General features: G+C 50.1%; 21 protein-coding genes. 2 read left to right on the plus strand and 19 right to left on the minus strand.

Annotated elements, in window-relative coordinates; genetic code table 11:
- Position 1: 1 nt before the first annotated feature.
- Together HFP08_RS22810 and HFP08_RS22815 are read right to left on the minus strand one after the other, a co-directional pair.
- The gene (locus tag HFP08_RS22810; RefSeq protein WP_168122933.1) at positions 2 to 1,459 is read right to left on the minus strand and encodes a circularly permuted type 2 ATP-grasp protein; all 1,458 of its coding nucleotides are present in this window, start codon (positions 1,457 to 1,459) and stop codon (positions 2 to 4) included.
- Between the two features lie 257 nt (positions 1,460 to 1,716).
- Complete coding sequence (locus HFP08_RS22815) at positions 1,717 to 3,612, minus strand: PrkA family serine protein kinase (RefSeq protein WP_168122934.1); 1,896 nt, start codon at positions 3,610 to 3,612, stop codon at positions 1,717 to 1,719.
- A 245-nt stretch (positions 3,613 to 3,857) separates the two neighbouring features.
- Here HFP08_RS22815 and HFP08_RS22820 point away from each other — a divergent pair, with 245 nt between their 5' ends.
- Positions 3,858 to 4,577, plus strand: a complete 720-nt coding sequence (locus tag HFP08_RS22820; protein ID WP_168122935.1) for a DUF2161 family putative PD-(D/E)XK-type phosphodiesterase — start codon at positions 3,858 to 3,860, stop codon at positions 4,575 to 4,577.
- Here the strand turns inward: HFP08_RS22820 and HFP08_RS22825 are convergent.
- The 3 genes from HFP08_RS22825 to trmL form a co-directional block, all read right to left on the minus strand.
- Positions 4,561 to 5,757, minus strand: a complete 1,197-nt coding sequence (locus HFP08_RS22825; protein ID WP_168122936.1) for an aminotransferase-like domain-containing protein — start codon at positions 5,755 to 5,757, stop codon at positions 4,561 to 4,563. The genes HFP08_RS22820 and HFP08_RS22825 overlap by 17 nt on opposite strands.
- Positions 5,758 to 6,116: 359 nt before the next feature.
- Complete coding sequence (locus HFP08_RS22830) at positions 6,117 to 6,365, minus strand: AbrB/MazE/SpoVT family DNA-binding domain-containing protein (RefSeq protein WP_206109308.1); 249 nt, start codon at positions 6,363 to 6,365, stop codon at positions 6,117 to 6,119.
- A gap of 127 nt (positions 6,366 to 6,492) precedes the next feature.
- Positions 6,493 to 6,957, minus strand: coding sequence for a tRNA (uridine(34)/cytosine(34)/5-carboxymethylaminomethyluridine(34)-2'-O)-methyltransferase TrmL (gene trmL / locus HFP08_RS22835; protein ID WP_168122938.1), 465 nt, complete (start codon positions 6,955 to 6,957; stop codon positions 6,493 to 6,495).
- A 118-nt stretch (positions 6,958 to 7,075) separates the two neighbouring features.
- On the opposite strand from trmL, the gene HFP08_RS22840 reads away from it, so the two are divergent.
- On the plus strand, positions 7,076 to 7,792 hold the full coding sequence (locus HFP08_RS22840) for a response regulator transcription factor (RefSeq protein WP_168122939.1): 717 nt from the start codon (positions 7,076 to 7,078) through the stop codon (positions 7,790 to 7,792).
- A gap of 57 nt (positions 7,793 to 7,849) precedes the next feature.
- Here the strand turns inward: HFP08_RS22840 and serC are convergent, their stop codons facing one another.
- The 14 genes from serC to HFP08_RS22910 form a co-directional block, all read right to left on the minus strand.
- Positions 7,850 to 8,935: a 3-phosphoserine/phosphohydroxythreonine transaminase gene (serC, locus tag HFP08_RS22845; RefSeq protein WP_168122940.1), complete on the minus strand. Its 1,086-nt coding sequence runs from the start codon at positions 8,933 to 8,935 to the stop codon at positions 7,850 to 7,852.
- Between the two features lie 204 nt (positions 8,936 to 9,139).
- Entirely contained in the window at positions 9,140 to 10,564 is a 1,425-nt protein-coding gene (glnA, locus tag HFP08_RS22850) for a type I glutamate--ammonia ligase (RefSeq protein WP_168122941.1), read from the minus strand.
- Between the two features lie 276 nt (positions 10,565 to 10,840).
- Positions 10,841 to 11,902, minus strand: a complete 1,062-nt coding sequence (gene aroF / locus HFP08_RS22855) for a 3-deoxy-7-phosphoheptulonate synthase (protein ID WP_168122942.1) — start codon at positions 11,900 to 11,902, stop codon at positions 10,841 to 10,843.
- Between the two features lie 205 nt (positions 11,903 to 12,107).
- Positions 12,108 to 13,088 carry a 4-hydroxy-3-methylbut-2-enyl diphosphate reductase gene (locus tag HFP08_RS22860; protein WP_168122943.1) on the minus strand — a complete coding sequence of 327 codons (981 nt, stop codon included), beginning with the start codon at positions 13,086 to 13,088 and terminating at the stop codon, positions 12,108 to 12,110.
- A 29-nt stretch (positions 13,089 to 13,117) separates the two neighbouring features.
- A complete protein-coding gene (locus HFP08_RS22865; RefSeq protein WP_168122944.1) occupies positions 13,118 to 14,638 on the minus strand; it encodes a sensor histidine kinase in 1,521 nt (506 codons plus the stop codon).
- Positions 14,639 to 14,644: 6 nt separating this feature from the next.
- Positions 14,645 to 15,337: a response regulator transcription factor gene (locus HFP08_RS22870; RefSeq protein ID WP_168122945.1), complete on the minus strand. Its 693-nt coding sequence runs from the start codon at positions 15,335 to 15,337 to the stop codon at positions 14,645 to 14,647.
- A gap of 72 nt (positions 15,338 to 15,409) precedes the next feature.
- Positions 15,410 to 17,017, minus strand: a complete 1,608-nt coding sequence (locus HFP08_RS22875) for a S1C family serine protease (RefSeq protein ID WP_168122946.1) — start codon at positions 17,015 to 17,017, stop codon at positions 15,410 to 15,412.
- Positions 17,018 to 17,239: 222 nt separating this feature from the next.
- Entirely contained in the window at positions 17,240 to 17,650 is a 411-nt protein-coding gene (locus HFP08_RS22880; protein ID WP_168122947.1) for a YugN family protein, read from the minus strand.
- A 93-nt stretch (positions 17,651 to 17,743) separates the two neighbouring features.
- Positions 17,744 to 18,406 carry a response regulator gene (locus tag HFP08_RS22885; protein WP_168122948.1) on the minus strand — a complete coding sequence of 221 codons (663 nt, stop codon included), beginning with the start codon at positions 18,404 to 18,406 and terminating at the stop codon, positions 17,744 to 17,746.
- The gene (locus HFP08_RS22890; RefSeq protein WP_168122949.1) at positions 18,403 to 19,437 is read right to left on the minus strand and encodes a sensor histidine kinase; all 1,035 of its coding nucleotides are present in this window, start codon (positions 19,435 to 19,437) and stop codon (positions 18,403 to 18,405) included. The genes HFP08_RS22885 and HFP08_RS22890 overlap by 4 nt, the downstream gene beginning before the upstream one ends.
- 7 nt (positions 19,438 to 19,444) lie before the next feature.
- Positions 19,445 to 20,515 carry a cell wall-active antibiotics response protein LiaF gene (gene liaF / locus HFP08_RS22895; RefSeq protein ID WP_168122950.1) on the minus strand — a complete coding sequence of 357 codons (1,071 nt, stop codon included), beginning with the start codon at positions 20,513 to 20,515 and terminating at the stop codon, positions 19,445 to 19,447.
- 209 nt (positions 20,516 to 20,724) lie between these two features.
- Positions 20,725 to 22,110 carry a methyl-accepting chemotaxis protein gene (locus HFP08_RS22900; protein ID WP_168122951.1) on the minus strand — a complete coding sequence of 462 codons (1,386 nt, stop codon included), beginning with the start codon at positions 22,108 to 22,110 and terminating at the stop codon, positions 20,725 to 20,727.
- A gap of 139 nt (positions 22,111 to 22,249) precedes the next feature.
- Entirely contained in the window at positions 22,250 to 22,435 is a 186-nt protein-coding gene (locus HFP08_RS22905) for a hypothetical protein (protein WP_168122952.1), read from the minus strand.
- 61 nt (positions 22,436 to 22,496) lie between these two features.
- The gene (locus tag HFP08_RS22910) at positions 22,497 to 23,015 is read right to left on the minus strand and encodes a 3D domain-containing protein (RefSeq protein WP_168122953.1); all 519 of its coding nucleotides are present in this window, start codon (positions 23,013 to 23,015) and stop codon (positions 22,497 to 22,499) included.
- Position 23,016: the final 1 nt, after the last annotated feature.

A 23,016-nucleotide genomic window follows, 5' to 3' on the forward strand; every position in this document is an offset into this window, starting at 1 on the left:
ATTATCGGTTAAGCACCCATGTATCCTTCACTCCGCCGCCTTGCGAGGAATTCACCACGAGCGAACCCTGCTGCATCGCCACTCGGGTAAGTCCTCCCGGAATGACATGTGTGTCGGAGCCCATAAGAGCAAATGCTCTCAAATCGATATGGCGCGGCGTCATTTGACCGTCCACCATAACCGGAGCCTGCGACAGCTTCATCGTCGTCTGTGCAATATAGCGGGACGGTTCTTTCTTGATCGCCGCCGCGAAAGCCTCGATCTCTTTCGCCGTCGCGCTCTGTCCAATCAACATGCCGTATCCTCCCGAAAGCGAGGTCTCCTTCACGACAAGCTGATGAAGATGCTCCAGCACGTATTCGCGTTCCTCCTTACGCGTCAATATATACGTCGGAACATTGTGCAGAATCGGCTCTTCCCCCAAATAATAGCGGATCATATCCGGCACATAAGCGTATATCGCTTTGTCATCGGCAACCCCTGTTCCCGGAGCGTTCGCAATCGCCACATTTCCCGCTCGGTAAGCATTCATCAGGCCCGGCACGCCCAGCATGGAATCCGGCTGGAAGGTAAGCGGATCGAGAAATTGATCGTCTATACGCCGGTAGATCACGTCAACCTGCCGCAGTCCCCTCAGATCTCTCAAGTATATTTTGTGGTCCTTATACACGAGATCTCTTCCTTCAACCAGATGTATGCCCATCTGCTGCGCCAGGAAGGTGTGCTCATAATAGGCGGAATTGTAAGAGCCCGGCGTTAGCAGCACGATCAGCGGATTGGAATTGCCATTTGGAGCGAGAGAGCGAAGCGAGCTTAGGAAGCAATTCAAGCTGCGGTCAACGCTCTGCACGGAGCAAGAGAGATACAAGTCGTGGAACAGCTCGCTCATTAGCGTCCTGCCCTTGAAGAGATAGGAGAAGCCCGAGGGAGAGCGAAGATTATCCTCCAGAACATAGTAACGGCCCTTCTCGTCGCGAATAAGATCAATACCTGATGCTGTGATATATACATCTCCCGGCACTGTCAGACCGGCCATTTCGGGGCGGAAATATGTGTTGGCTACAATCATTCGTCTTGGTATTACTCCGTCGGCGACGATTTGCTGTTTATGGTAGATATCCTTAATGAACAGGTTCAAGGCTTTCGTTCGCTGCTTTACGCCTCGGTCGACGACCTCCCATTCATGCTTCGGTATGACCCGGGGAATATAATCGAATGGAATCGTCCGCTCAAGCGGCTCTTGCTGGGCCCCGTCATAGAGCGTGAAGGTGATGCCCTCCTCCATCATCCTCTGATTGATGGCTTGCTGTCTCATCCCGAGCTCCGCGGGCTTCATTCGATCGAACAGCCGGTGGACTTGACTATAATGAGGGCGAACGGAGGAGTCTTTGTCGAACATTTCATCATAAAATGATTGCGAATCGTAAAAGGGCGATTGCGACTGTTTGGCCGTCGACATTTCAGCTGCCTCCTTCTTGATGATTTTTCAATTGGTACGTGTTTTCACATATACTTCCCTTAATTTAGAAATTCCCAAGCAATAAACGTCATAAAACTTAACATTAAACACTTGATACTTCGATAATGTTAGGATTATCATACAAGAAAGCTAATTTGGTGTCAACTTATATAACACAAAAACAGAGGCATCCCAAATTGAGATCCTCCGTTTCTGCATATAGGCATCATTGCAATCTATTTCGCTTCTGCGTGGAATTATCGATTCAACAAGCTTCCCACATAGCGAAGCAGTTCATTGGCGCAAACCGGACAATATTGATGCTCGTCGATCAGTCGCTTCGTCACTTCGTTAATCCGCTTCAACTGGCTTTCATCCGGCGTTTTTGTCGAGGTCGTAATTTTCACAATATCCTTCAAATCCGTGAACAGCTTCTTTTCGACCGCTTCTCTCAGACGTTCATGGCTGGTGAAATCGAATTTCCTGCCTTTACGGGAATAAGAGGAAATACGAATAAGAATCTCCTCCCTGAACGCCTTCTTCGCATTCTCCGAAACGCCGATTTGTTCCTCGATCGACCTCATCAGCCGCTCATCCGGATCCATCTCCTCGCCTGTCAGCGGATCCTTGATTTTCGACCAGTTGCAATACGCTTCGATATTGTCGAGATAATTCTCGAACAAGGTTCGGGCCGATTCCTCGAAGGAGTACACGAAGGCTTTTTGGATTTCCTTCTTCGCCAAAGCGTCGTATTCCTTGCGCGCGATGGAGATGAAATTCAAATAACGCTCGCGTTCCTCCTTCGTAATGGATGGATGCTGGTCAAGACCGTCCTTCAGCGCCCGAAGCACGTCAAGCGCATTGATGCATTGCATATCATGCTTGATCAGCGCGCTCGATATGCGGTTAATAACATAGCGTGGATCGATTCCGGACATGCCTTCTTCCAGATATTCGTTCTGCATTTCCTTCAGATCCGCATCCTTGAAGCCTTCGACCTCTTGCCCATCGTAGAGACGCATTTTCTTCACGAGATCCATGCCCTGCTTCTTCGTTTCCTTCAATCTGGTCAGAATGGAGAAGATCGCTGCGGCGCGGAGCGCGTGCGGCGCGATATGGATATGCTTCATATCGCTTTGCGAAATCAGCTTCGTATAGATTTTCTCCTCTTCCGACACCTTCAGATTGTAAGGAATGGGCATAACAATCATCCTGGATTGCAGCGCTTCGTTCTTCTTATTGGCTATAAACGCCTTGTACTCCGATTCATTCGTATGCGCGATAATGAGCTCATCGGCGCTGATCAACGCAAACCTGCCGGCTTTGAAATTGCCCTCTTGTGTCAGCGAGAGCAAGTTCCATAAGAACTTCTCATCGCATTTCAGCATTTCCTGAAATTCCATCAGTCCGCGGTTTGCTTTATTAAGCTCGCCGTCGAATCGATAGGCCCGCGGATCGGATTCCGAGCCGTATTCCGTAATGGTCGAGAAATCAATGCTTCCCGTCAAATCGGCGATATCCTGCGACTTCGGATCCGATGGACTGAAGGTTCCGATGCCAACCCTGTTGTCCTCCGAGATGAACACCCGTTCAACCATTACATTCTCGATATCTCCGCCATATTCCGTTTGAAGCCTCATCTGACAAGAAGGACATAGATTGCCTTCGATTCTTACATTCAACTCTTTCTCGATTTCTTCTCTAAGCTCGCGGGGAATCAAGTGCAGCGGATCTTCGTGCATCGGACAGCCTTTAATCGCGTAGACCGCTCCCCGTTCTGTTCTGGAAAATTTCTCAAGCCCCTTCTTGAGCATCGTCACAATCGTTGATTTTCCTCCGCTGACAGGTCCCATCAGCAGCAGAATGCGTTTGCGCACATCCAATCTTCGTGCAGCCGAATGGAAGTATTCCTCCACCAACTTCTCCACCGCCCGATCCAGGCCGAAGATTTCTTGCTCGAAAAATGTATAGGATTTGTTCCCATTCTCATCCTGGACCCCGTAGGATTCGATCATTTCATACACACGTGCATGCGCGGTCATAGCCGAGGATGGATTCCGCCTCAGCAACTCAATGTATTCCTTGAAGCTTCCCGTCCACGCAAGTCTTTCATACTCCGTCTGATATTCCGTTATTCGCTTGAATATGTCCATGCCCAAGTCTCCTCCCATCGCTTCCGCTATCCGCCATTCATCCTCCGCTCGGGATCGAATCAACCCTATTGCCCTGTAGCGCCAACTTTTTTTGAAGTATTACATTTCTATGCTTATTCGCCCAAGAAATTGACCACTATTTTATAAGGCATTCCCGCATTTATCGACAAGGCTTGTTATAATGAGAATATACGACCACGGGATATGCCGCGTGAACAATGGCGGAAGGAGTTGCGATAGCGAATATGGCAGTCAATCGGGAAGAAGAGTTGTACAAGCCCATTAAAGCTTATTACGAAGAACGGGGATACTCGGTCAAGGCCGAGGTCATGCATTGCGATTTGGTCGCCGTTCACGAGGAGAGCAATCATACCATCATTGTCGAAATGAAAAAAACGTTCAATCTCGCCCTTCTGCTGCAAGGCGTTGAACGTCTTCGGTTGAATGGAGATGTTATTCTTGCCGTAGAACGAAATCGCAAGAAAAGCGGCTCCCATAATCAACGCTTCGGCGATTTGACCGAGCTGTGCCGAAGACTCGGCATCGGCTTCATGACCATAACCTTCTACAAGACCAAAGCTCCTCTTATCGAGCTGTTATGCGAGCCGGGCGAGCCGCCCAGACGGGGAATGCGAGTGAAGAAGCAGAATCGGCTCGCAATGGAATTCAAGGAAAGAAGCGGCGATTATAATGTCGGAGGCAGCACCGGTCGAAAGCTTGTCACCGCCTATTTCGAGAAAGCGCTGCGATGCGCCTATATCCTCCAGCAGCGGGGACCAAGCGCTCCCAAAGAGGTGGCGGCAGCGATTGGCTTCAGCAAGAGCGGCCAGATGCTCAGAGATAATTATTACGGATGGTTCGAGCGCATCGAGAGAGGCAAGTACGCCTTGCTCTCTCCCGGAGTTGACGCGCTCGCCGATTACAAGCATGTAATCGGAGAGTGGGCTGCTAGCTTCGAACCGTGAACTCGCCGATCGCCTCCATGAGTCTCGCAACCCCTTGCTCCATTCGAGACGCTTCGTTATAGGTGAAGTTGAGCCTCGCCGTATTGCGCTGCGGCTGATCGCCGTAGAAAGAGCTCCCGGGCACGAAGGCTACGCCCTTCTGAACCGCGCAGCGCAAGAGCGTCTCCGCGTCCAAGCCGTCAGGAAGCTCCATCCAAAGGAACATGCCTCCTTGCGGCTTCACCCACCGCAATTGGCCGCCTCCCGCTCGCCTAAGAGCGGCGTCCATCTCCGACATCCGCTTGCCGTATTCCATGGAAATAACGGCGATATGTCCCTCCAAATCGAAGCCTTTCAGAAGCTGATGCAGAATTTGTTGATCGATGGTGCTGGAGTGCAGATCGGCCGCCTGCTTCGCTTTAGCCATCATGCGGATAATTCGGCTGTCGCCGATCGCCCATCCGGTGCGCAAAGCGGGAGCCACAATTTTGGAAAAGGTGCTTGTATAGATCACGCAGCCGTTTTGAGCCTCGCCGTTCAGCGAGAACAGAGTTGGAAAGGTTTCGTTCGCATTGAATTTAATCGCTCCATACGGATCGTCTTCAATGATCAGCATACCGCCGGCTTTGCACAGCTCAAGCATCTTGATGCGCCGCTCCAAGCTCCACACCCGGCCCGTCGGATTGCCGAATGTTGGAACGGCGTACATCAGCTTTGGCTTATGCTCCCTGATTAACTCGGCCGCGGATTCGGGAATCATCCCGAACTCGTCGCTCTCTGCGGCTATCACCTTCAAGCCGTGAAGCGCGAATACCTGCAAACTGGCCAGATACGTCGGCCTCTCGACCAATATGGTATCACCGGGCTCAGTCAGAACCGTTATGATCAGATCGATTGCTTGCTGCGAGCCGGTTGTCAAAATCATCTCATCAGGCGCGACCCTCATGCCCTTATCCGCCATTCTTCCACATAATTGCTCTCTTAACGGCAAATAGCCCTCTGTCAGTCCGTATTGCAAGGCTCTCGGCCCCGCTTGGAAGATACGGTCTGCGGCTTGCTTCACGGCATCCAGCGGGAACAGTTCCTCGGCCGGCAGCCCGCCTGCGAACGATATCATCTCCTTGCCTTGCGTCAGCTTCAGAATGTCTCTGACCGCCGATGATTTCAAACCTGCAATCCTTGACGAAAATCGGTACTCCATATTGACTTCCTCCTCGAAATATACCTGTTGTTGTAACTTTAATGCTAACTCGATCATTAGTAAAGCGTTATTCATATTTAGCGTTTTCTTTTTTGAATGGGTTGGTTATAATATAAATAGTTAATTGGAGGTGTCGAGATGAATTTTTTGATCGTAATGACTGTTCTTGTATTGTTTTTGACAGCGATTTTCACAAGCTCCTATAATGATGACAAGACAAGCGGCTTGTAGTTCATTATATGCCGCTGCAATAGGAAAGCATCTGAGGGTAATCGCTCGCAGATGAGAAAAGAAGCTTTCGAAGCTAAGCTGCGCTTAGCCCCGGAAGCTTCTTTTCGTTGCACCGTGTCCCAATTCTCTTATTTCTTCAAAAATTCCATCTCAACCATACATTCCGAGCACACATAGCGCTCTTTGAATTCCTTCACCTCAGTCATCGTTCCGCAGAACACGCACTTCGGACGATATCTTTCCAAAATGATTTGATCACCTTGTACGAATATTTCAACGGGGTCTCCCTCGTTCATCAGATATCGTTTGCGCAATGATTTCGGCAGGACAATTCTACCTAATTGGTCCACCTTTCTTACGACTCCGGCTGGTTTCATCATATTCACCTCTTTTATGTCTGGATTTGTCAGCAGTTTTTGAGAAACCTTCATATTGCAATATTACATTTTCGACGTATAATCAATAATTCCTTCAAGACTATTTAAATTTTAATTTTCAAACGATTTAGAATAACCCATAAAATCCCAATTGACGAAATCCTTCATAAACGACAATCGCAGCCGAATTCGACAAGTTCAGCGATCTTACCGAATCGGTCATCGGAATACGAATGCAGGTTGACAAATTCTCATCGATAAGCGACTGCGGCAAACCTTTCGTTTCCTTGCCGAATACGAAGAAATCCTCATCCTTGTACTGGAATTCGGAGTAAACCTTAGTCGCTCTGGTGCTCGCATAGAAGAACCTGCTCTCCTGATAGAGGCTTTTCACCTCATCAAAGGAATCATGATAATGGATATTTACGGAATGCCAATAATCCAAACCCGCTCGTTTCAGCGTGCGATCGTCCGTATCGAAGCCAAGGGGCCTCACCAGATGGAGATGCGTGCCGGTCGCAGCGCAGGTTCTTGCAATATTCCCGGTATTCGCCGGAATTTCCGGTTCGACCAGTACAATATGAAATGCCATTGTGGATTCTCTCTCCTCACAAGCAAGTTTTTACACTCTCTTTACGTACCGTTAATCCCTAGCGTAAGTTATCCCTTCATAATGAAACTAAACTTAGGTGACAAAGGAGATAAATGGGATGCGAAAAAAAGTTTTGGTTGTGGATGACGAACCATCCATCTCCATGTTAATCGAATTCAACTTAAAGCTGGCAGGCTACGATGTCAGATGCGTTAGCGATGGCGAAGCTGTATTCGACATGCTTAAGCCGTTCCGGCCCGATCTCATCGTGCTTGACCTTATGCTGCCCAAGATGGACGGTTTGCAGGTTTGCCGGGAACTGCGCAACCAGAACAACGCAGTGCCTATTATCATGCTGACAGCCTTGCAGGATGTTACGGACAAAATCGCCGGACTCGATAACGGCGCCGATGATTATATGACCAAGCCGTTCAGCCCTCAGGAGCTCGTCTCCCGCATTGGCGCATTATTCAGAAGGCTGCAGTCGCTTCCGGGCGTTCTTGACGACACAGCCTATTCCATCGGCAGACTGCAGGTGCTCGTGGAACAGCGCGAGGTGCTCGTCGACGGCCAGCCGATTGAGCTGACTCCGAAGGAATTCGAGCTGCTGCTCTTCCTGTGCCAGCACAAAGGCAAGGTGCTCAGTCGTCAGCAGTTGCTTCATGGCGTATGGGATTATCATTTTCTCGGGGACACGCGCATCGTCGATGTGCATATCAGCCATCTTCGGGACAAGATTGAGAAGAACGCTCGAACCCCGGAGTATATCCTTACTGTGCGCAATGTAGGCTACAAGATGCATGGCGTCAGCCAGAACGAATCCTCATTAGCTTAATCAGACATAACAGCGCTCCTCCTTCAAGCGAAGGAGGAGCGTTTCTATTCTTATCTATTAGCCGTTGCGCTTCTGAAAATCGGCCATAAACTCGGCAAGAGCTTGACAGCTTGACAGCGGCACAGCGTTATAGGTCGAAGCCCTTAAGCCGCCTACGTCTCTATGCCCCTTCAATCCCACGAAGCCTTGCAATTCCGATTCCTTGACGAACAGCTTCTCCAGTTCCTCGGTTTCCATGCGAAATGTTATGTTCATCAGAGATCTGCTGTTCGCCTGCGCGCAGCCTTTGTAGAAGCCGCCGCTTTGATCGATCCGGTCGTAAATCAACTTCGTCTTGTCTCGATTAAGCTGATCCATCTGGCTTACGCCGCCCTTGGACTTGATCCATTGAAGCATGAGGCTTACCATGTAGACGGAGAAGGAAGGCGGTGTATTGTAGAGTGAATTGCTTTTCGCATGCGTAGCGTATTGGAACATCGCCGGAATGGATTTCGAACCTGCTTTCACGAGCTCGTCACGAATGATGACGACAGTTACCCCGGACGGTCCCAAATTTTTCTGAGCGCCGGCATAGATCATACCGAACTTGGAAACATCGAGTGGTCGGCTTAAAATATCGCTGGACATATCAGCGATGAGCGGAATATCTCCGGTCACAGGAAATTCGTGAAATTGCGTGCCCCCGATGGTTTCATTCGATGTCAGATGGAGGTAAGAAGCATTCGAAGGAATTTCAATTTCCGACAAATTAGGAGTTCTCATGTAATGATCTTCTTTTGTCGAAGCGGCAATGGTCACATCGCCGACATTTTTCGCTTCCTTAATCGCTTTATCCGCCCATGCCCCAGTCTGCACATAAGCCGCCGGCCGGCCTTCCTGAAGCAGATTCAGCGGAAGCATCGCAAATTGCGTGCTTGCTCCGCCTTGCAAGAATAACACATGATAGTTTTCCGGAACGCCGAACAGCTCGCGAAGCAAAGCTTGCGCACTATTGTTGACTTCCTCATATAACGCGCTGCGATGGGACATCTCCATAATGGACATGCCTGCGCCTTGATAATTCACGAATTGCTCTTGCGCCTGCTCCAGCACTTCAAGAGGAATTGCTGCGGGACCCGCGTTAAAGTTATAAGCTCTGGTCATACTTCATTCTCCACCCCTTCTAGTTTGTACACGATATCGCTATGATAGCAATTTTGAACCGTTGCTTCAAGTAAAATTGCAACAAACAACCTAAATAGTCGAACATCTTAATGGAATTTTCATTGAACATTCGGATTTTCTTTATTTCTATTCAAAATAAAAACGAGCCTTTGCAGGCTCGTTTCGTATACATCGTTATACTGATTAGCAGCTGAAGTACAAGCTGTACTCATGCGGATGAACACGGATGGAAACAGCTTTCGCTTCTTGACGCTTGAATGCAACATAGTTATCGATAAAGTCTTGTGTAAATACGCCGCCTTCAGTAAGGAACTCGGAATCTGCTTCAAGAGCGTCAAGCGCTTCATCCAAAGTGCCAGGAACGCTGCGAATTTCTTTCTTCTCTTCTTCAGGAAGCTCATAGATGTTTTTGTCGAACGGACCATAACCTAGAGCCACTGGATCAAGATTGCGCTTGATGCCGTCAAGACCCGCAAGAAGCATAGCCGCGAACGCAAGGTAAGGGTTCGCTGTGGAGTCCGGTGTACGGAATTCCACTCGGCAGCCTTTCGGTGTAACAGCTGCAATCGGAATACGAACGGCTGCGGAACGGTTTCCTTTGGAGAATACAAGGTTAACCGGCGCTTCGTAGCCTGGAACGAGACGCTTGAAGGAGTTCGTGCTCGGGTTCGTGATTGCGATAAGAGCAGGCGCATGGTACAGAATACCCGCGATATAGCTCATAGCTGTTTTGCTCAGGTTCGCGTATTGGGAATTGTCATAGAACAAAGGCGTGTCCCCATTGAAGATCGAGGAGTGAACATGCATACCGCTTCCGTTGTCGCCGAACAGCGGTTTTGGCATGAAGGTTGCAACTTTGCCCCATTGGCGCGCAACGTTATGCACGATATATTTGTATTTCAGAAGGTTGTCGGCTGTTTTTGTAAGCGTATCGAAGCGGAAGTTGATTTCAGCTTGACCGGCTGTAGCAACCTCGTGGTGATGACGCTCTACGCGAAGACCGGATTCTTGCATCAAACGAACCATTTCGCTGCGGATATCTTGCTGCGCATCGATTGGAGCTACAGGAACATAGCCGCCTTTAACCGGAATCTTGAAGCCAAGGTTTCCGCCTTCTTCTTTGCGCGCTGTATTCCAGTTCGCTTCTTCGGAATCTACGGAATAGAACGAAGTGTTCATCGAGCTTTCATAACGCACATCGTCGAATACGAAAAATTCGGATTCAGGAGCGAAGAACGCAGCCGTACCGATACCGGTCGTTTGCAGATATTCTTCGGCTTTCTGAGCGATGCTGCGCGGATCGCGCTCATAGCGGGAGCCGTCAGGCGTATGGATATTACACATTACGTTCAATGTTGGATGGCTGGTGAAAGCATCTACGAATACGGATTCTGTATCCGGCATCATGACCATATCGGATTCTTCGATACCGCGGAAGCCAGGGATCGATGAACCATCGAAGGCTACGCCGTTAACGAAAGTGTCTGCGTCTACCTCTGTAGCAGGCAGCGTGATGTGGTGGGCACCACCCGACAGACTTACAAAACGGAAATCAACGAACTGGATATTATTTTCCTTAATTAGTTCCAAAACTTTTTCAACTGACATCTAAACTTCCTCCATTTCCGAACGTTTGCTAATAATCGAACGACTAATGTTCAATAATTGCTCCAAACCATGACGTTATTATAAAACTACCCTTTCACGTCGTCAATAGCTATGTTAGGTTTTTTTTATGAGTATGTGAGGTATACTTACAACTTTGAACAACTCATGACAATCTCTCCAAAGGCACGCCCAAAACCTTCCATATCAGCCATTTCCACTCTTCAAATGAAATAAATAAAGCCCGGACGCTAAGCCGTCCGGGCCAAACTTTCAAATCTATTTCTTCCACTCAACGAAGGCTGAAGGGGGCTGCTTCTCGGTGTTGAATTGCTTGCCGAGCAACGGCGCAAGCTGTTCAAGCTCTCTGAGAAGCTTCGCGAATTGATCCGGGAACAAGGATTGAACGCCGTCGCCGGTCATCGAGTTGTCGGGATCGGTGTGCATTTCGATGATCATGCCGTTGGCTCCCGCCGCGAGCGACGCTTTCGACATCGGCTCTACCAATTCCCTGCGGCCCGTGCCATGGCTCGGATCGGAGATGACAGGCAGATGACTGAGCGATTGCAGTACCGGTATGGCGGCCAGATCCAAAGTGTTGCGCGTGTAGGCTTCGAAGGTGCGAATGCCCCTCTCGCAAAGCATAACATTCGGATTTCCGCCCGCAAGAATGTATTCGGCGGCATTGAGAAATTCGTCATAGGTTGAGCTGAAGCCGCGTTTCAGCAGGACTGGGGTCTGGACGGTGCCGAGCTTCCGGAGAAGATCGAAATTCTGCATGTTTCGGGTTCCGACCTGCAAGATATCCGCGTATTCGGAGCAAATGTCCACATATTCCGGCGTCATGACTTCCGTAATCGTCAGCAAGCCATGCTTCTTGCCCGCTTCGGTCATCATCGCGAGACCTTCGACGCCCACGCCTTGGAAGCTGTACGGACCGGTTCTCGGCTTGAACGCTCCGCCGCGCAGCACCTGCCCTCCGGCCGCCTTCACCAGCCTTGCAATCTCGTCGATCTGCTCGGGAGATTCCACCGCGCAAGGACCGCCCATAATAACCAGGTTGTCGCCGCCGATCTTCACGCCCTTGATGTCGATAATCGTATCATCCGGATGGAAGTCTCGACTGGCTAATTTGTACGATTTCGAAATCTTGATCACGTTCTCAACGCCCTTCATTTGGCGAAGATGCTCCGCAAGGGTCGGCGCCGCGCTGCCGATAATGCCGATTACAGTGCGATCCGTTCCCCTTGACACATGCGCTTGAACGCCGGCTTTCTCTATATGAATAGTAATTTCCTTAATTCTTTCATCGGTAATATTTGGTTCTGTGATTACGATCATCGCGATCTCTCCCTATGTGTGTATTTAATTGCTTAAATTCCTCGATAACACTTTATCGCTGTTAGGCTTTTAAGCTTTTATGCTTTGTGGCTTTTATGCTTTTAATCACTAAAGTAAATATACATGATGAATGGCATTTCGTCAACAACCAATTTTAGGGCGGCAGAAGGAAAGGAGCTCTCTCGCTTCTGCTGCCCGCCAGGTTTTATGACGATTTCGACGTTGCTGGTTTTGCTTCCTCCGGCGACTTCACCCGTACATTCGGAAGCAGCTTATTCATATTAACGGTTCGGTTCAGCTTCCAGGTGGAAGGATTGCGATAGTCATACTGCTCAAGATACGCAATAACCTCTTTCGTAAGCGCCGTAGGCGTCGAAGCTCCCGATGTGACCGCAACGCGGTCAATACCTTGGAGCCACGCTTGCTTGATCTCCGTTACATCCGCTACGCGATAAGCCGTTACCCCCGCAATCTCCTCGGAAACCTGCGCTAGCCGATTCGAATTATTGCTGCGCGGATCGCCTACCACGATGCATAGCTGCGCGGTGCCAGCTTGCTCCGCCACAGCCTCTTGACGCACCTGGGTTGCAAGACAGATTTCGTTATGCACCTCAGCGTTCGGATATTTCTCTTGGAGCTTCTGAATAATGTGGCGAATATCCCATTGCGACATCGTTGTTTGATTCGTGATAATAATGCGTTCATCCCCAATATCCAAATCAGCAATCTCCGATTCGTGTTCGATCAAGTGCACGAGCTCGGGAGCGACCCCGATTGCCCCTTCCGGCTCGGGATGCCCCTTCTTCCCGATATAAATAATATGATAGCCTTGCCCTGTTTTTTCCTTAATAAGATCATGAGTCTTTGTGACATCCGGGCATGTCGCGTCGATAACGGACAGCCCTTTCTCACTGGCGCGTCTGCGCACCTCGGGCGACACGCCGTGAGCCGTGAAGATCACCGTTCCCGCTTCGATCTGCTCCAGAATCTCCAGTCTATTCGCCCCGTCCAGCGTTATGACGCCTTCCTTCTCGAACGCTTCCGTCACATGCGCGTTATGCACAATCATGCCCAGAATATAAATGGGTCTTGGCAGCTCCAGATTTTTGGCGGTTTGGAGCGCCAGTACCATCGCATCGACAACGCCGTAGCAATACCCTCTTGGCGATATTTTCACAATTTGCAATTGCTGCACCTGCTTTCTGACGAACCCGCTTAGATCTCCTCGCGATTCGTTTCTTCCATTATAGACGAATCCTCACGCTGGGAAAAGTCTATGGGAAGCCAAATCGTGAACGTAGAGCCCTCATTCTCGCGCGTCGTAACCTCGACAGAGCCGTTATGTTCATCGAGAATCCATTTGGCTATCGACAGACCCAGCCCCGTGCCAACCGTAACGCCGCGGGACTCATCGGCGCGATAGAAGCGATCGAAGATGTGCGGAATTTCATCGGGATTCATGCCGATCCCGGTATCCTGAATGCGCCACCCGATGTAATCATCCCTTCGCACCGCGCTAATCTCTACATAACCGTCCGGCGTGTATTTGAACGCGTTCTCGATGAAGATGAAGAGAAGCTGCTGCAAGTAGTCTTGATTGCCGAAAGCCCAAATATTGCGAAGCGCGGTCAAATCGCCCACCTTCCATTCCGCCGTTCTAGGAAGCAACTGCGCTCTTCGAATAACGGTCTGGGTGAGCGGCAACAGCTCTTGCTGCGTCATCTCCATCGTATAGCCGGCATCGGCCCTCGCCAATGCCAGCAGGTCGCCGACCAACGTGCTCATTCGCTTCGCTTCGGCGGAAATATCCGACATCGCTTCATTCGACATCGTCCAATGATCCGAGCTAAGCTGAAGCTCTCCGGCATGCGGAGCGTCTCTTCCTTCCTCGCTAGCCTTGCTCCACATTTTCTCCAGCAGATCGATATTGCCCCGTATCGTCGTTAGCGGGGTTCGAAGCTCATGCGAGGCGTCGGAGACGAATCTGCGCTGCGCCTTGAATGCTTCATCGAGCTCATTGTACGCTGTCTCTAGTCTCGAGAGCATGCTGTTGAGTGTATTAACCAGCATGCCAATCTCATCATTCGTGCGTTCAATCGGAATCCGAAGCCTTAAATCCGAGCCTTTCTCAATCAGCCTTGTCGATTGAATTACCCTGCCGATTGGGCGAAGCGCCTGCCTTGCAATAAACATCCCCACAGTAAAAGCAATTAGTACAACAACAATGGAGAAGAAGATCAATGTTGTTCGAAGACCGGACAAATACTTGTCCTCGTTGTATGTTAAGGTGCCTACCTGTAAAAGCCCTACCAACTGTCCTTTATAAGGAATGGCATATTGATAGGTCATCATATTATACTTCTTACTGTTGATCTCAAGCTGAACCGTTTTAAACTCGGTTTGAGGTTTTGTTTCCGCATCTGGATATGGGATGAGTAAACTCTGCTGTCTTAAATTTGATGTCTGTAAGATTAAGCCTTCCTTGTAATTAATAAGCTGAACGTACATATCTTTGCCGTCAATCTGTGACTGGGACTGACGATCCAAATTAATATCGAACGAATTCGGAAAGTTCGTGAGGACTATGCCTAAATTATCTGTTTGCTCCTTTAATTGATTTCTCACATCATTATAAGTATTCCAGTTGATGAACAGATAGATGCTTACCCCAAACACAAGCAGCGTCGCCGCGAGCAGACCCGAATACCATAATGTCAGACGAAGCCGAATGGTCATGATGAATTAACCCGCCTCTCCTCTAAGCACATAGCCCGTTCCTCGGACCGTCTGAATGAGCCGCTTGCCGCCGCCGTCCTCGACCTTCTGCCTGAGCATGGCGATATAGACTTCAAGCACATTGGATTCTCCGCTAAAGTCGTAGCCCCAGATCTTCTCCATAATCGCATCTCGAGTCAAAACTCTGCGCGGATTCTGCATGAAGAGCAAGAGCAGATCGTATTCCTTCGAAGTCAGATCGATTCGGCGGTCACCGCGGATCGCTTCTCTTGCATCCATGTCGAGAACGAGATCCTCGAACTGCAGCTGGCTGTTCGATTCTTCAAGCTTGTCGCTCTTGCGACGAAGCAGCGCGCGGGCTCTCGCCAGCAATTCCTCCAGCGCGAACGGCTTCACCACATAATCGTCGGCTCCGAGATCAAGCCCCTTCACCCGGTCGATAACCTCATCCTTGGCCGTCAGCATCAGAATCGGCACGGTGCTGCCGCTCTCCCTTACTCTGCGGCATACCTCCCAGCCGTCAATCTGCGGCATCATTACATCGAGGATGAGCAGATCAGGCTCTTTCGTCAGCAGTGTTTTCAAACCTTCCGCTCCGTTGGATGCCGTGGTTACTTCATAGCCTTCGAAGGCCAAGCTGCGGCGAAGCATCGATATAATTTTCTCATCATCATCTACAACAACAATATGCGATCTCATTTTTTTGCTCCCCCTTATCTTGCGGCAAAAAAGCGCAGAGCAGCATGCCCTGCGCTTTCCCACGCTTCTCGTCTATTCCGTAATGCCAAATGTGTTCTTATCTCCGATCTCGACTTCAATATTCATCTTCTGGCCGTTGCGATAAATATTAAGCTCTACCTTGTCGCCTACCTTATGCTCCTGAATCGCGGCAATCAAAGCATCGGTCGTTTTCATCTCTTTGCCGTCGATGCCTGTAATAACATCATATTGCTTCAGATCAGCCAGATAAGCCGGCGAATTATAGTAGACGCCCTTCACAAGCGAACCATCCGCGCTGTCAAGACCAAGCTGCTTCGCGTAATCCTCCGTCATGGCGTACAGTTCCGCGCCGATGAACGGCGCCGGCTCTTTCGGAATTTCCGTATTGTTCGTCAAGCTGTCGAGCACTTCATTGATCGTGCTGGTCGGAATCGCAAATCCGATGCCTTGCGCTTGCGAGCTTACCGCCGTATTAATGCCCACAACCTCGCCGTTCACATTCAAGAGCGGACCGCCGGAGTTGCCCGGGTTGATGGAAGCATCCGTTTGCAGCAAATGCTTGTATTGACGCTCGCCGTCCGAATCCTGAATATCAATCGGACGCTCTTTTGCACTTAGCACGCCGGCTGTGATCGTATGGTCAAAGCCGTATGGATTGCCGATGGCTACAACCCAATCCCCGATATTAATATCATCCGAGGAGCCAAGCGGCAAGGTCGGGAATGCTTGATCGCCTTCCACCTTCAGGACAGCCAAGTCAAGGTCATAGCTCGATCCGAGCAGCTTCGCAACGATTGGCTCGTCATAGCCTTGCACGACAACTTTGATCTGATCCGCATTGGCGATAACATGTTGGTTCGTTAGAATATAACCATCTGATTTGTAGAAAAAGCCGGATCCGATGCCAAGCTCCTGCATCTGGCTGTCGTCGCCGTTATTTGGCTGTTGCTGCTGTCCGGTTCCAGGATAATTATCGCCGAAGAACTGGCGGAAGAACGGATCATCCAGAATGCTGCCGGAATTTTGTCTGGATTGCGCGTTCACGTATGTTTCGATCTTCACAACTGCCGGACTCGATTTCTCGAACAAATCCGCCAGATTATCCGGCCTGTCCGCCACCAGCGCGTTCGTCGAGCTGTTCGCGCCGGAGGCGGTCGATGCGGAAACGCTTCCGCCGTCGTTTTTGGTTTGCGTTGCGACTGAATCCCCATGCGTGAACCAATTTTGATAATCTGCCGTATACATCAAGCCTCCGACTACCAGAACCCCAACCAGGAAGGATAGGAACATGGCTCGGAAAGAGGTTCTGCGTTGCTCGCGCACCTTGAAATTCGGCTTTGACACCGCTTGCGCGCTTGCGTAATTTCTTGGTTCGGACGAAGCTGCCTCTATCGATGGCGCCGGCACCGCAGAAGGATAGCCGCTGTCATAAGAAGATTGCGAGCCAGACTGGGACGCAACCGTTTGGTTAGGCTGCTGGGACATTGGTCCGTAAGAATAATAATAAGAAGGTTTCGCGTGCTGCTCCTGTTGATTCTGCCGAGCTTCCTCTACCCCGTCGGAACGTCTCTCTTCCTCAGAGCGATCCCCCTCTTGCGAACGATTCGAGCCCTCCGAAGAGAAAAATTCATCATACCCTTTTTTGTCTTGATCATCCATTTGCGTTCTCCTCCGTTCGTCATGCTATATTAGAAATTCATCATTTATTGATTAGTTCTATCATGCACATTCTACCTTAAAACAAACTTAAAAGGAATTTAATCTAACATAAAAAACTCCTCGAATGTCTATTCGGGGAGTGAAATACAGCGTTATGCAAGGTGAAACGGCTACGCGTACTTTGGCGGGGCGCTTTTCATTCCCGCAGCATTTCCAAGTCGATTATCCTCTGATTAGAAACTCTACTTCCCGCATCAGCGCTTGGCCTCTCTCTATCCATTCGGGCGAGATGTCCGCATCGGGGTCAACAGGAGCCTGAAATTGGTCGAACATCGCGCCAAGCACGCGCACGGAGCCTTCAGGATCTGTCCCTTCATTGTAGAGATGTCTAAGGAGATAGGGAGTGCCGAGTCGAATGACCGCTTCATTATTATGCTCGGAATCAATCTCCCCGCTGGACGCTTCGAACGGAATGCGGAGCCAGACTTTATGCTCCTGATCCAGCGCATGATCGAAGGAGCCGGACTTATAATCCCAATTGCCTCCCAGAGTAAATTGCTTCAGCTCGAGCAAATCGCGAGCCTCGGTGAACAGTATCTCGCTTCCTGCGACAGACGAAGAAATTGAAATCATAAATAAATACCTCCATCCCTATTATCCTGAAGGATAGTATGTCCCTATGAAGGCATCCTTATGTGCTCTTGGCATTTCCCCCCACAATTGCTCTTACGCGCGGTTTGCCCAGCCCTTGCGATGAGCGAGCACCGCAAGCTGTGTCCGGTCTTCCAGCTCGCATTTCATCAATAGGTTGCTGACATGCGTTTTCACCGTTTTCACGCTAATATGCAGCTCTTCCGCTATCTCCTTGTTCGATTGTCCGTCTGCGATAAGAAGCAGCACCTCTTTCTCGCGTTCGGTCAAATCCTCGTCTCCGGCTTGCGCCGTTCTCTGTCTAAGCCCTCTCGTCAACGCTTGAGACACATCCGCCGTCATGACCGGCATTCCTTTGAACGCGCCTTGAATCGCATAGATTAACTCTTCGGCAGATACGGTCTTCAGAACATAGCTGACAGCACCGGCTTCAATAGCCGCATATACCTTGTCATCCTCAAGGAAGCTCGTCAACATCACGATTTTGACAGCCGGAAATTTGGCCATCACCGCTTTGGTCGTCTCCACGCCATCCATTTCCGGCATCATCAGATCCATGAGAATGACATGAGGGCGTTCTTCCTCGGAGCTTTCTTCCAATACTCTAAGCGCTTCAGCGCCGTTGCCGGCTTCCGCCGTTATGGCAAGCTTCGGCTCCAGCATCAGATAGGTTCGCAAACCGATTCTTACCATATCATGGTCATCTACGATCATTACTTTAATCTGCTCAACGTTCATGTCTCCTGCTCTCCTTTATAAATCTTAGGAATCGTCACTTTCACTCTGGTTCCGCTGCCTACCTTGCTTACAATATCCGCTCCGCCGCCAAGCTTCTGAGCTCTCTCTTGCATCGTGGACAAGCCGTACGAGCCGGATTTCACTTCATCCGCCTTGAAGCCCGCTCCGTCGTCAATCAGCATCATAACCAGTTGCCGTTCGTTCTCGGTCAGCGTGAGCGTGCAATTCTGAGCTTTCGCATGCTTCACGACATTCGCCATCGCCTCCTGGATAATGAGGAACAACTGATGCTCCTTCGCCTCGCTCAATTGATCGCGGAGCCTCCATTCCAGCATACCTTGAATTTGATTCTGCCTGCAGAAATCCGGAAACCACTTGTCCAGCGCTTCCTGCAGCGTGCGTCCCTCCAGCTCCATCGGCCTTAGCTGCGCGATGAAATTCCTCATCTGCTTCTGCGCCAGATTCGACATGTCAATCAATTGATTCATGACGGAGGCCGCCTGCGGCGGATTTGCTTCGCTTAGCTTCGGCAGCGAGGAAGCGCACATATGAATGGCGAACAGCTGCTGACTTACCGTATCATGCAAATCTCTGGCAAGCCGTTTCCGCTCTTCCAGCACGGCCGCTTCATTAGAGGCGGACTCTATGAGAATCTTCTCTTCTCCCATCCGCTGCAGAAGCTTCATCTTCGTTTCCATATCCTGAACAAGCGTGTTGAACTCCTGGTAGATTTCCGAGAAGGAGCTATGTCCCTCTCCATTAATTCTCATTTCGTAATTGCCGTTCACCACCTGCTTCAATGCCAAATGAAGCGTGTCCAGGCGCCTGCCGATTCGCTGCGCCGCCCAATAGCCGAACGCTCCGCTGACCAGAAGCAGCACGATGCCGGACAGCAGCTTCAAATTCGCGGTGCTGAATTGATTGGATAGCGCAACCCACATGAAAGCCGCAAGCAAAGAAGCGGCAACGGCGGAGATAACGAATATCCCGACCAGCTCCCACTTCCCGCTGCGCAAGAACCGAACCATCATGCCTTCCTCACCCTACCTTCGTTACGCGCGTATCGCCGATAAAGGTGCTGACGACAAGCTTGATTTTCTTATCGGCCTCCGAGAACATCGGCGATTTCGTGTTTACGCTCGTGAACAGGCCGCCTTCCTTCTGTCCAAGCACCTTCACATCGCCGATAAACGCGCTTGATACAACCTGAATGCCGATTTCGTAATCATTCGGAACGTAAACCTTCACGTCCCCGATGAAAGAGGAGATGCAGATCTTCGTTTCTCCGTATGGAATTTGTGCTTTGGTAAGATCAAGCACAGTATCCCCAATGAAATGGGAGATGTTGAGCGGCTTCAGCTCCCAATAATCATGACCCATATGAATATCGCCGATGAACCCGGAACGGCTCTGCACATTCGCGTCATGATTCCACCACTCCACATGCTCTCTGCCGCCGTGATGACCCCAAGAGCGATGACCTCTTTCCCGATAAGAATGGCTCGATTCATTCCGCCACTCCCTATGATGTCGGCTATGCCGCTCGCGCCGCTCTCTCGGCTCTTCCTCATAAGAATAATCAGGTTCCTTGCGCGATTCCTGTTCCTGATACTCATTCGAACTCGAATCCGCGTCAGTATTCGAATCCGCGGTGCGTTTCGTGGGATCTGGATGAAGCGGAGGCGCAGGCGGCACTTCCACGTTCGAGTCATAAGGTCTATACGATTTCCACTCGTCAGTTGGAGGCGTTTGATGATAAGACTTGCGTGTTTGCGGCTTCAGAATCATTCGCAACCCGACGATTATAATAATGAACGGAATCGCATAGGGAACAACATCGCCAATCGTCCAGGTCATCCAACCCAGATTATTGCCGAGAAATACGATTCCGACGAACAAGACGATAGCCCCCCACAGGCCCGAACCGTCCCGGAACCGATTCCCGATCAGTTTGGACAAACCAAGCAAGATGGGAAATACGGGCCAGTAGGTGGAGAACAGCTCGCCAATGCTGATAGTTACGATTCCAAGCTGCCTGAGCAGAAATCCTACTCCCACAGCGATAATAACAAGACCAGTGAACAGCCTTCCAGCGAAATTTCCATTCATTCCGCACAACTCCTTAAGGGAATAACAATTTTGATGCTCTAAGTATAGCGAACTTCCTCCTTAAGAGACAGGTACGTCCGATTGATCCTGATCTCAGCCTCTGGACGGAGAAGAAATGCTGGACCTCTATTTCCTGACGCTGCGCTGAAAATACGCAAAAAGGGCCGCCGCGGCTAAAGCTTGCTGGCGACCCGAAAACAATCTCAAAGCTAAATTGACATATCCGCTCCGATAACGCCTATAATTTCGCCTGTGTCGGCTTTGATCGGCACGGCTATGGTCATGCACAACTGTTTCGTAATCGCGGAGATGTACGGTTGGGATAGAAAGGCTCGCCCGGCAATCGCTTGCTTCCACCATTCTCTGCCCTTTGCATTAAGGAGACCTGCCGCTGGATAGGAATAAAGAAAGGAGCCCTCGGAGTCATTCGACCATATGGCTTCAATATCCGGTTTCGAATCCAGCATCGCCTTCAATTTCTGCTGATGCCGACTCTCGTCGAGAGAAATCAATTCAGGCAACAATGCCGACTGCATCAACCCGTCACGCAATGCGGCAGCGCTGCCCTTCGCTTCATGAATCGTCTGTTTGATTCCGACGGCATCAACCGCTTTGGCAAGCTCAGAGGAGGATTGGCCCAACTTTGCGCTGATCAGGCTCAGCTTGGAGATCTGCTCGCGCTGCCGGGTTGTCATTTTCAAGGTATCATCAACGCTTCTGAGCGTTTCGTCGACCGAGCCAACGACTTCCTTCAGCATCAGAGCGGATTGCGAAGTCAATTCGGATTGCTGTCCACTCGACTGGTTCATTTGTCCTGCCAGCTCGTCAACCTGGGTTATTCGGGAGAAGATGACATCCATCCGTTCCTTATTGACGGCCATCTCCGCGACCCCCCGCTTTACGGATTCTCTCTCGAGTGCGACTGCCTGCACGACGGACTCCACTCCGCTTTCAATTTGCTCCACCATTTCGGTTGAACGCTTGACCGCCTCTCCGCTCTGCTCGGCCAGCTTCTTGATCTGATTCGCCACCACAGAGAACCCTCTGCCGTATTCGCCGGCATGAGCCGCTTCTATAGAAGCGTTAAGCGCAAGCAGCGAGGTCTGCGATACGATTTCATGAATAAGCACATTCATTTCAGTAATAAGCGACGTATGCTGGATTAACTCGTGAACATGCTTTTCCATCGATTGATTTTGATGGCTGAGCTCGTTCATTACTTCATCCGTATTGAGCAGCGATCGGCACACATCCAGCACGATCTCCTTCGTCTCCTTGCTCTTCTTGTTCAACTGGGTGGAAGCACCGCTAATCTGTTCGGCCGCCGAAGCGACTTCCTGCAAGGAAGAGAAGGCTTCTTCGATCCGGTCCATAGCCAGCGCACTTGAGCTGCGCAGAGTTTGCTCCTGCTTGGCCGTCTGATCGGCTATTTCGCTCAAATGTTCAATCGTCCGATCCACCTCGTCGACAGCCGCGTTCAATTGATCGGAAATGACAACGGATTCATTCATCAACCGGGTCAAGCCTTTATGTTCGTTCGTCTTTTCCTCTTCCACTTCCGAATTCCCCTTAAACCATCGAACGGTTGCACGCATGTCCGGCCTCGCCCTCCTTATAAACCTTGCGAATATGCATGGAATGATGTCAAATATGCCTACATTATATCCCTGACGTCATCAAATGAAAAGAGGAACCTCACGGTTCCTCGATTTTGCTTAGAGTAATCTTCATTGATTACTGTTGATTTTGTTGATTTTGCTGGCTTGGGCTTTTCTTCATCGCTTGATGAGAAGCTTGGTTGGCCGCTTTCGCGTTTTGCAAGCTTTGATCAGAAGCGAATTCATTATTGAACGTGCTTTGGTTGGCTTGCTGCATTTGCTTTTGTTTGTTCTGCTGCATCTGGTTCTTGTTCTTTGCCATGATTGTCACCTCCCGTACAGGGATTAGTATGGCAATTGACTTTGTTCTTATTCAGTCAAATTCAAGATTCCAGATAAGCTTGAGGAATCGGCTTTCCCACCTCGACGGCTTGATTGATTTGATTAAGCCAAGCCTGGGTAAGCTTGCCGTTTCCAAATCTAAGCACCTCGACCTGCACGCTTCGTTTGCCCCATTCGTCGTATACTTGCTTGATCGTTTCGAAATAGAGGTCGATGTGCTTGCCCTTGATCGCCGACCCCGTATCCGCCACAATGCCGTAGCCGTAGCCTGGAATATAGAGCAGCGTGCCGATCGGGAACAGCTTCGTATCGGCGGCGATGGTCGACACTTGATCGCGCCTTACCTTGACGCCGGAATAGGTTATGCCGTAACCGCTCTGACCCGGATGCTTGCCCGTCGACTCGAAGCCTGCCGTATAACCGGTTGCCAGCACCTCGACAAGCTTGGGTCCCGCAGCCTCGGCATATATCTGACCTGGAGAGACAAGAATCGCCACAGCGGCAATTCCGAAAATCCCGGAAATCATCCATGCTCTCCATAACAAAAAGCTTGTTATCATT

The sequence above is a fragment of the Paenibacillus sp. HB172176 genome, from assembly GCF_011947265.1.
GTDB lineage: Bacteria > Bacillota > Bacilli > Paenibacillales > Paenibacillaceae > Pristimantibacillus.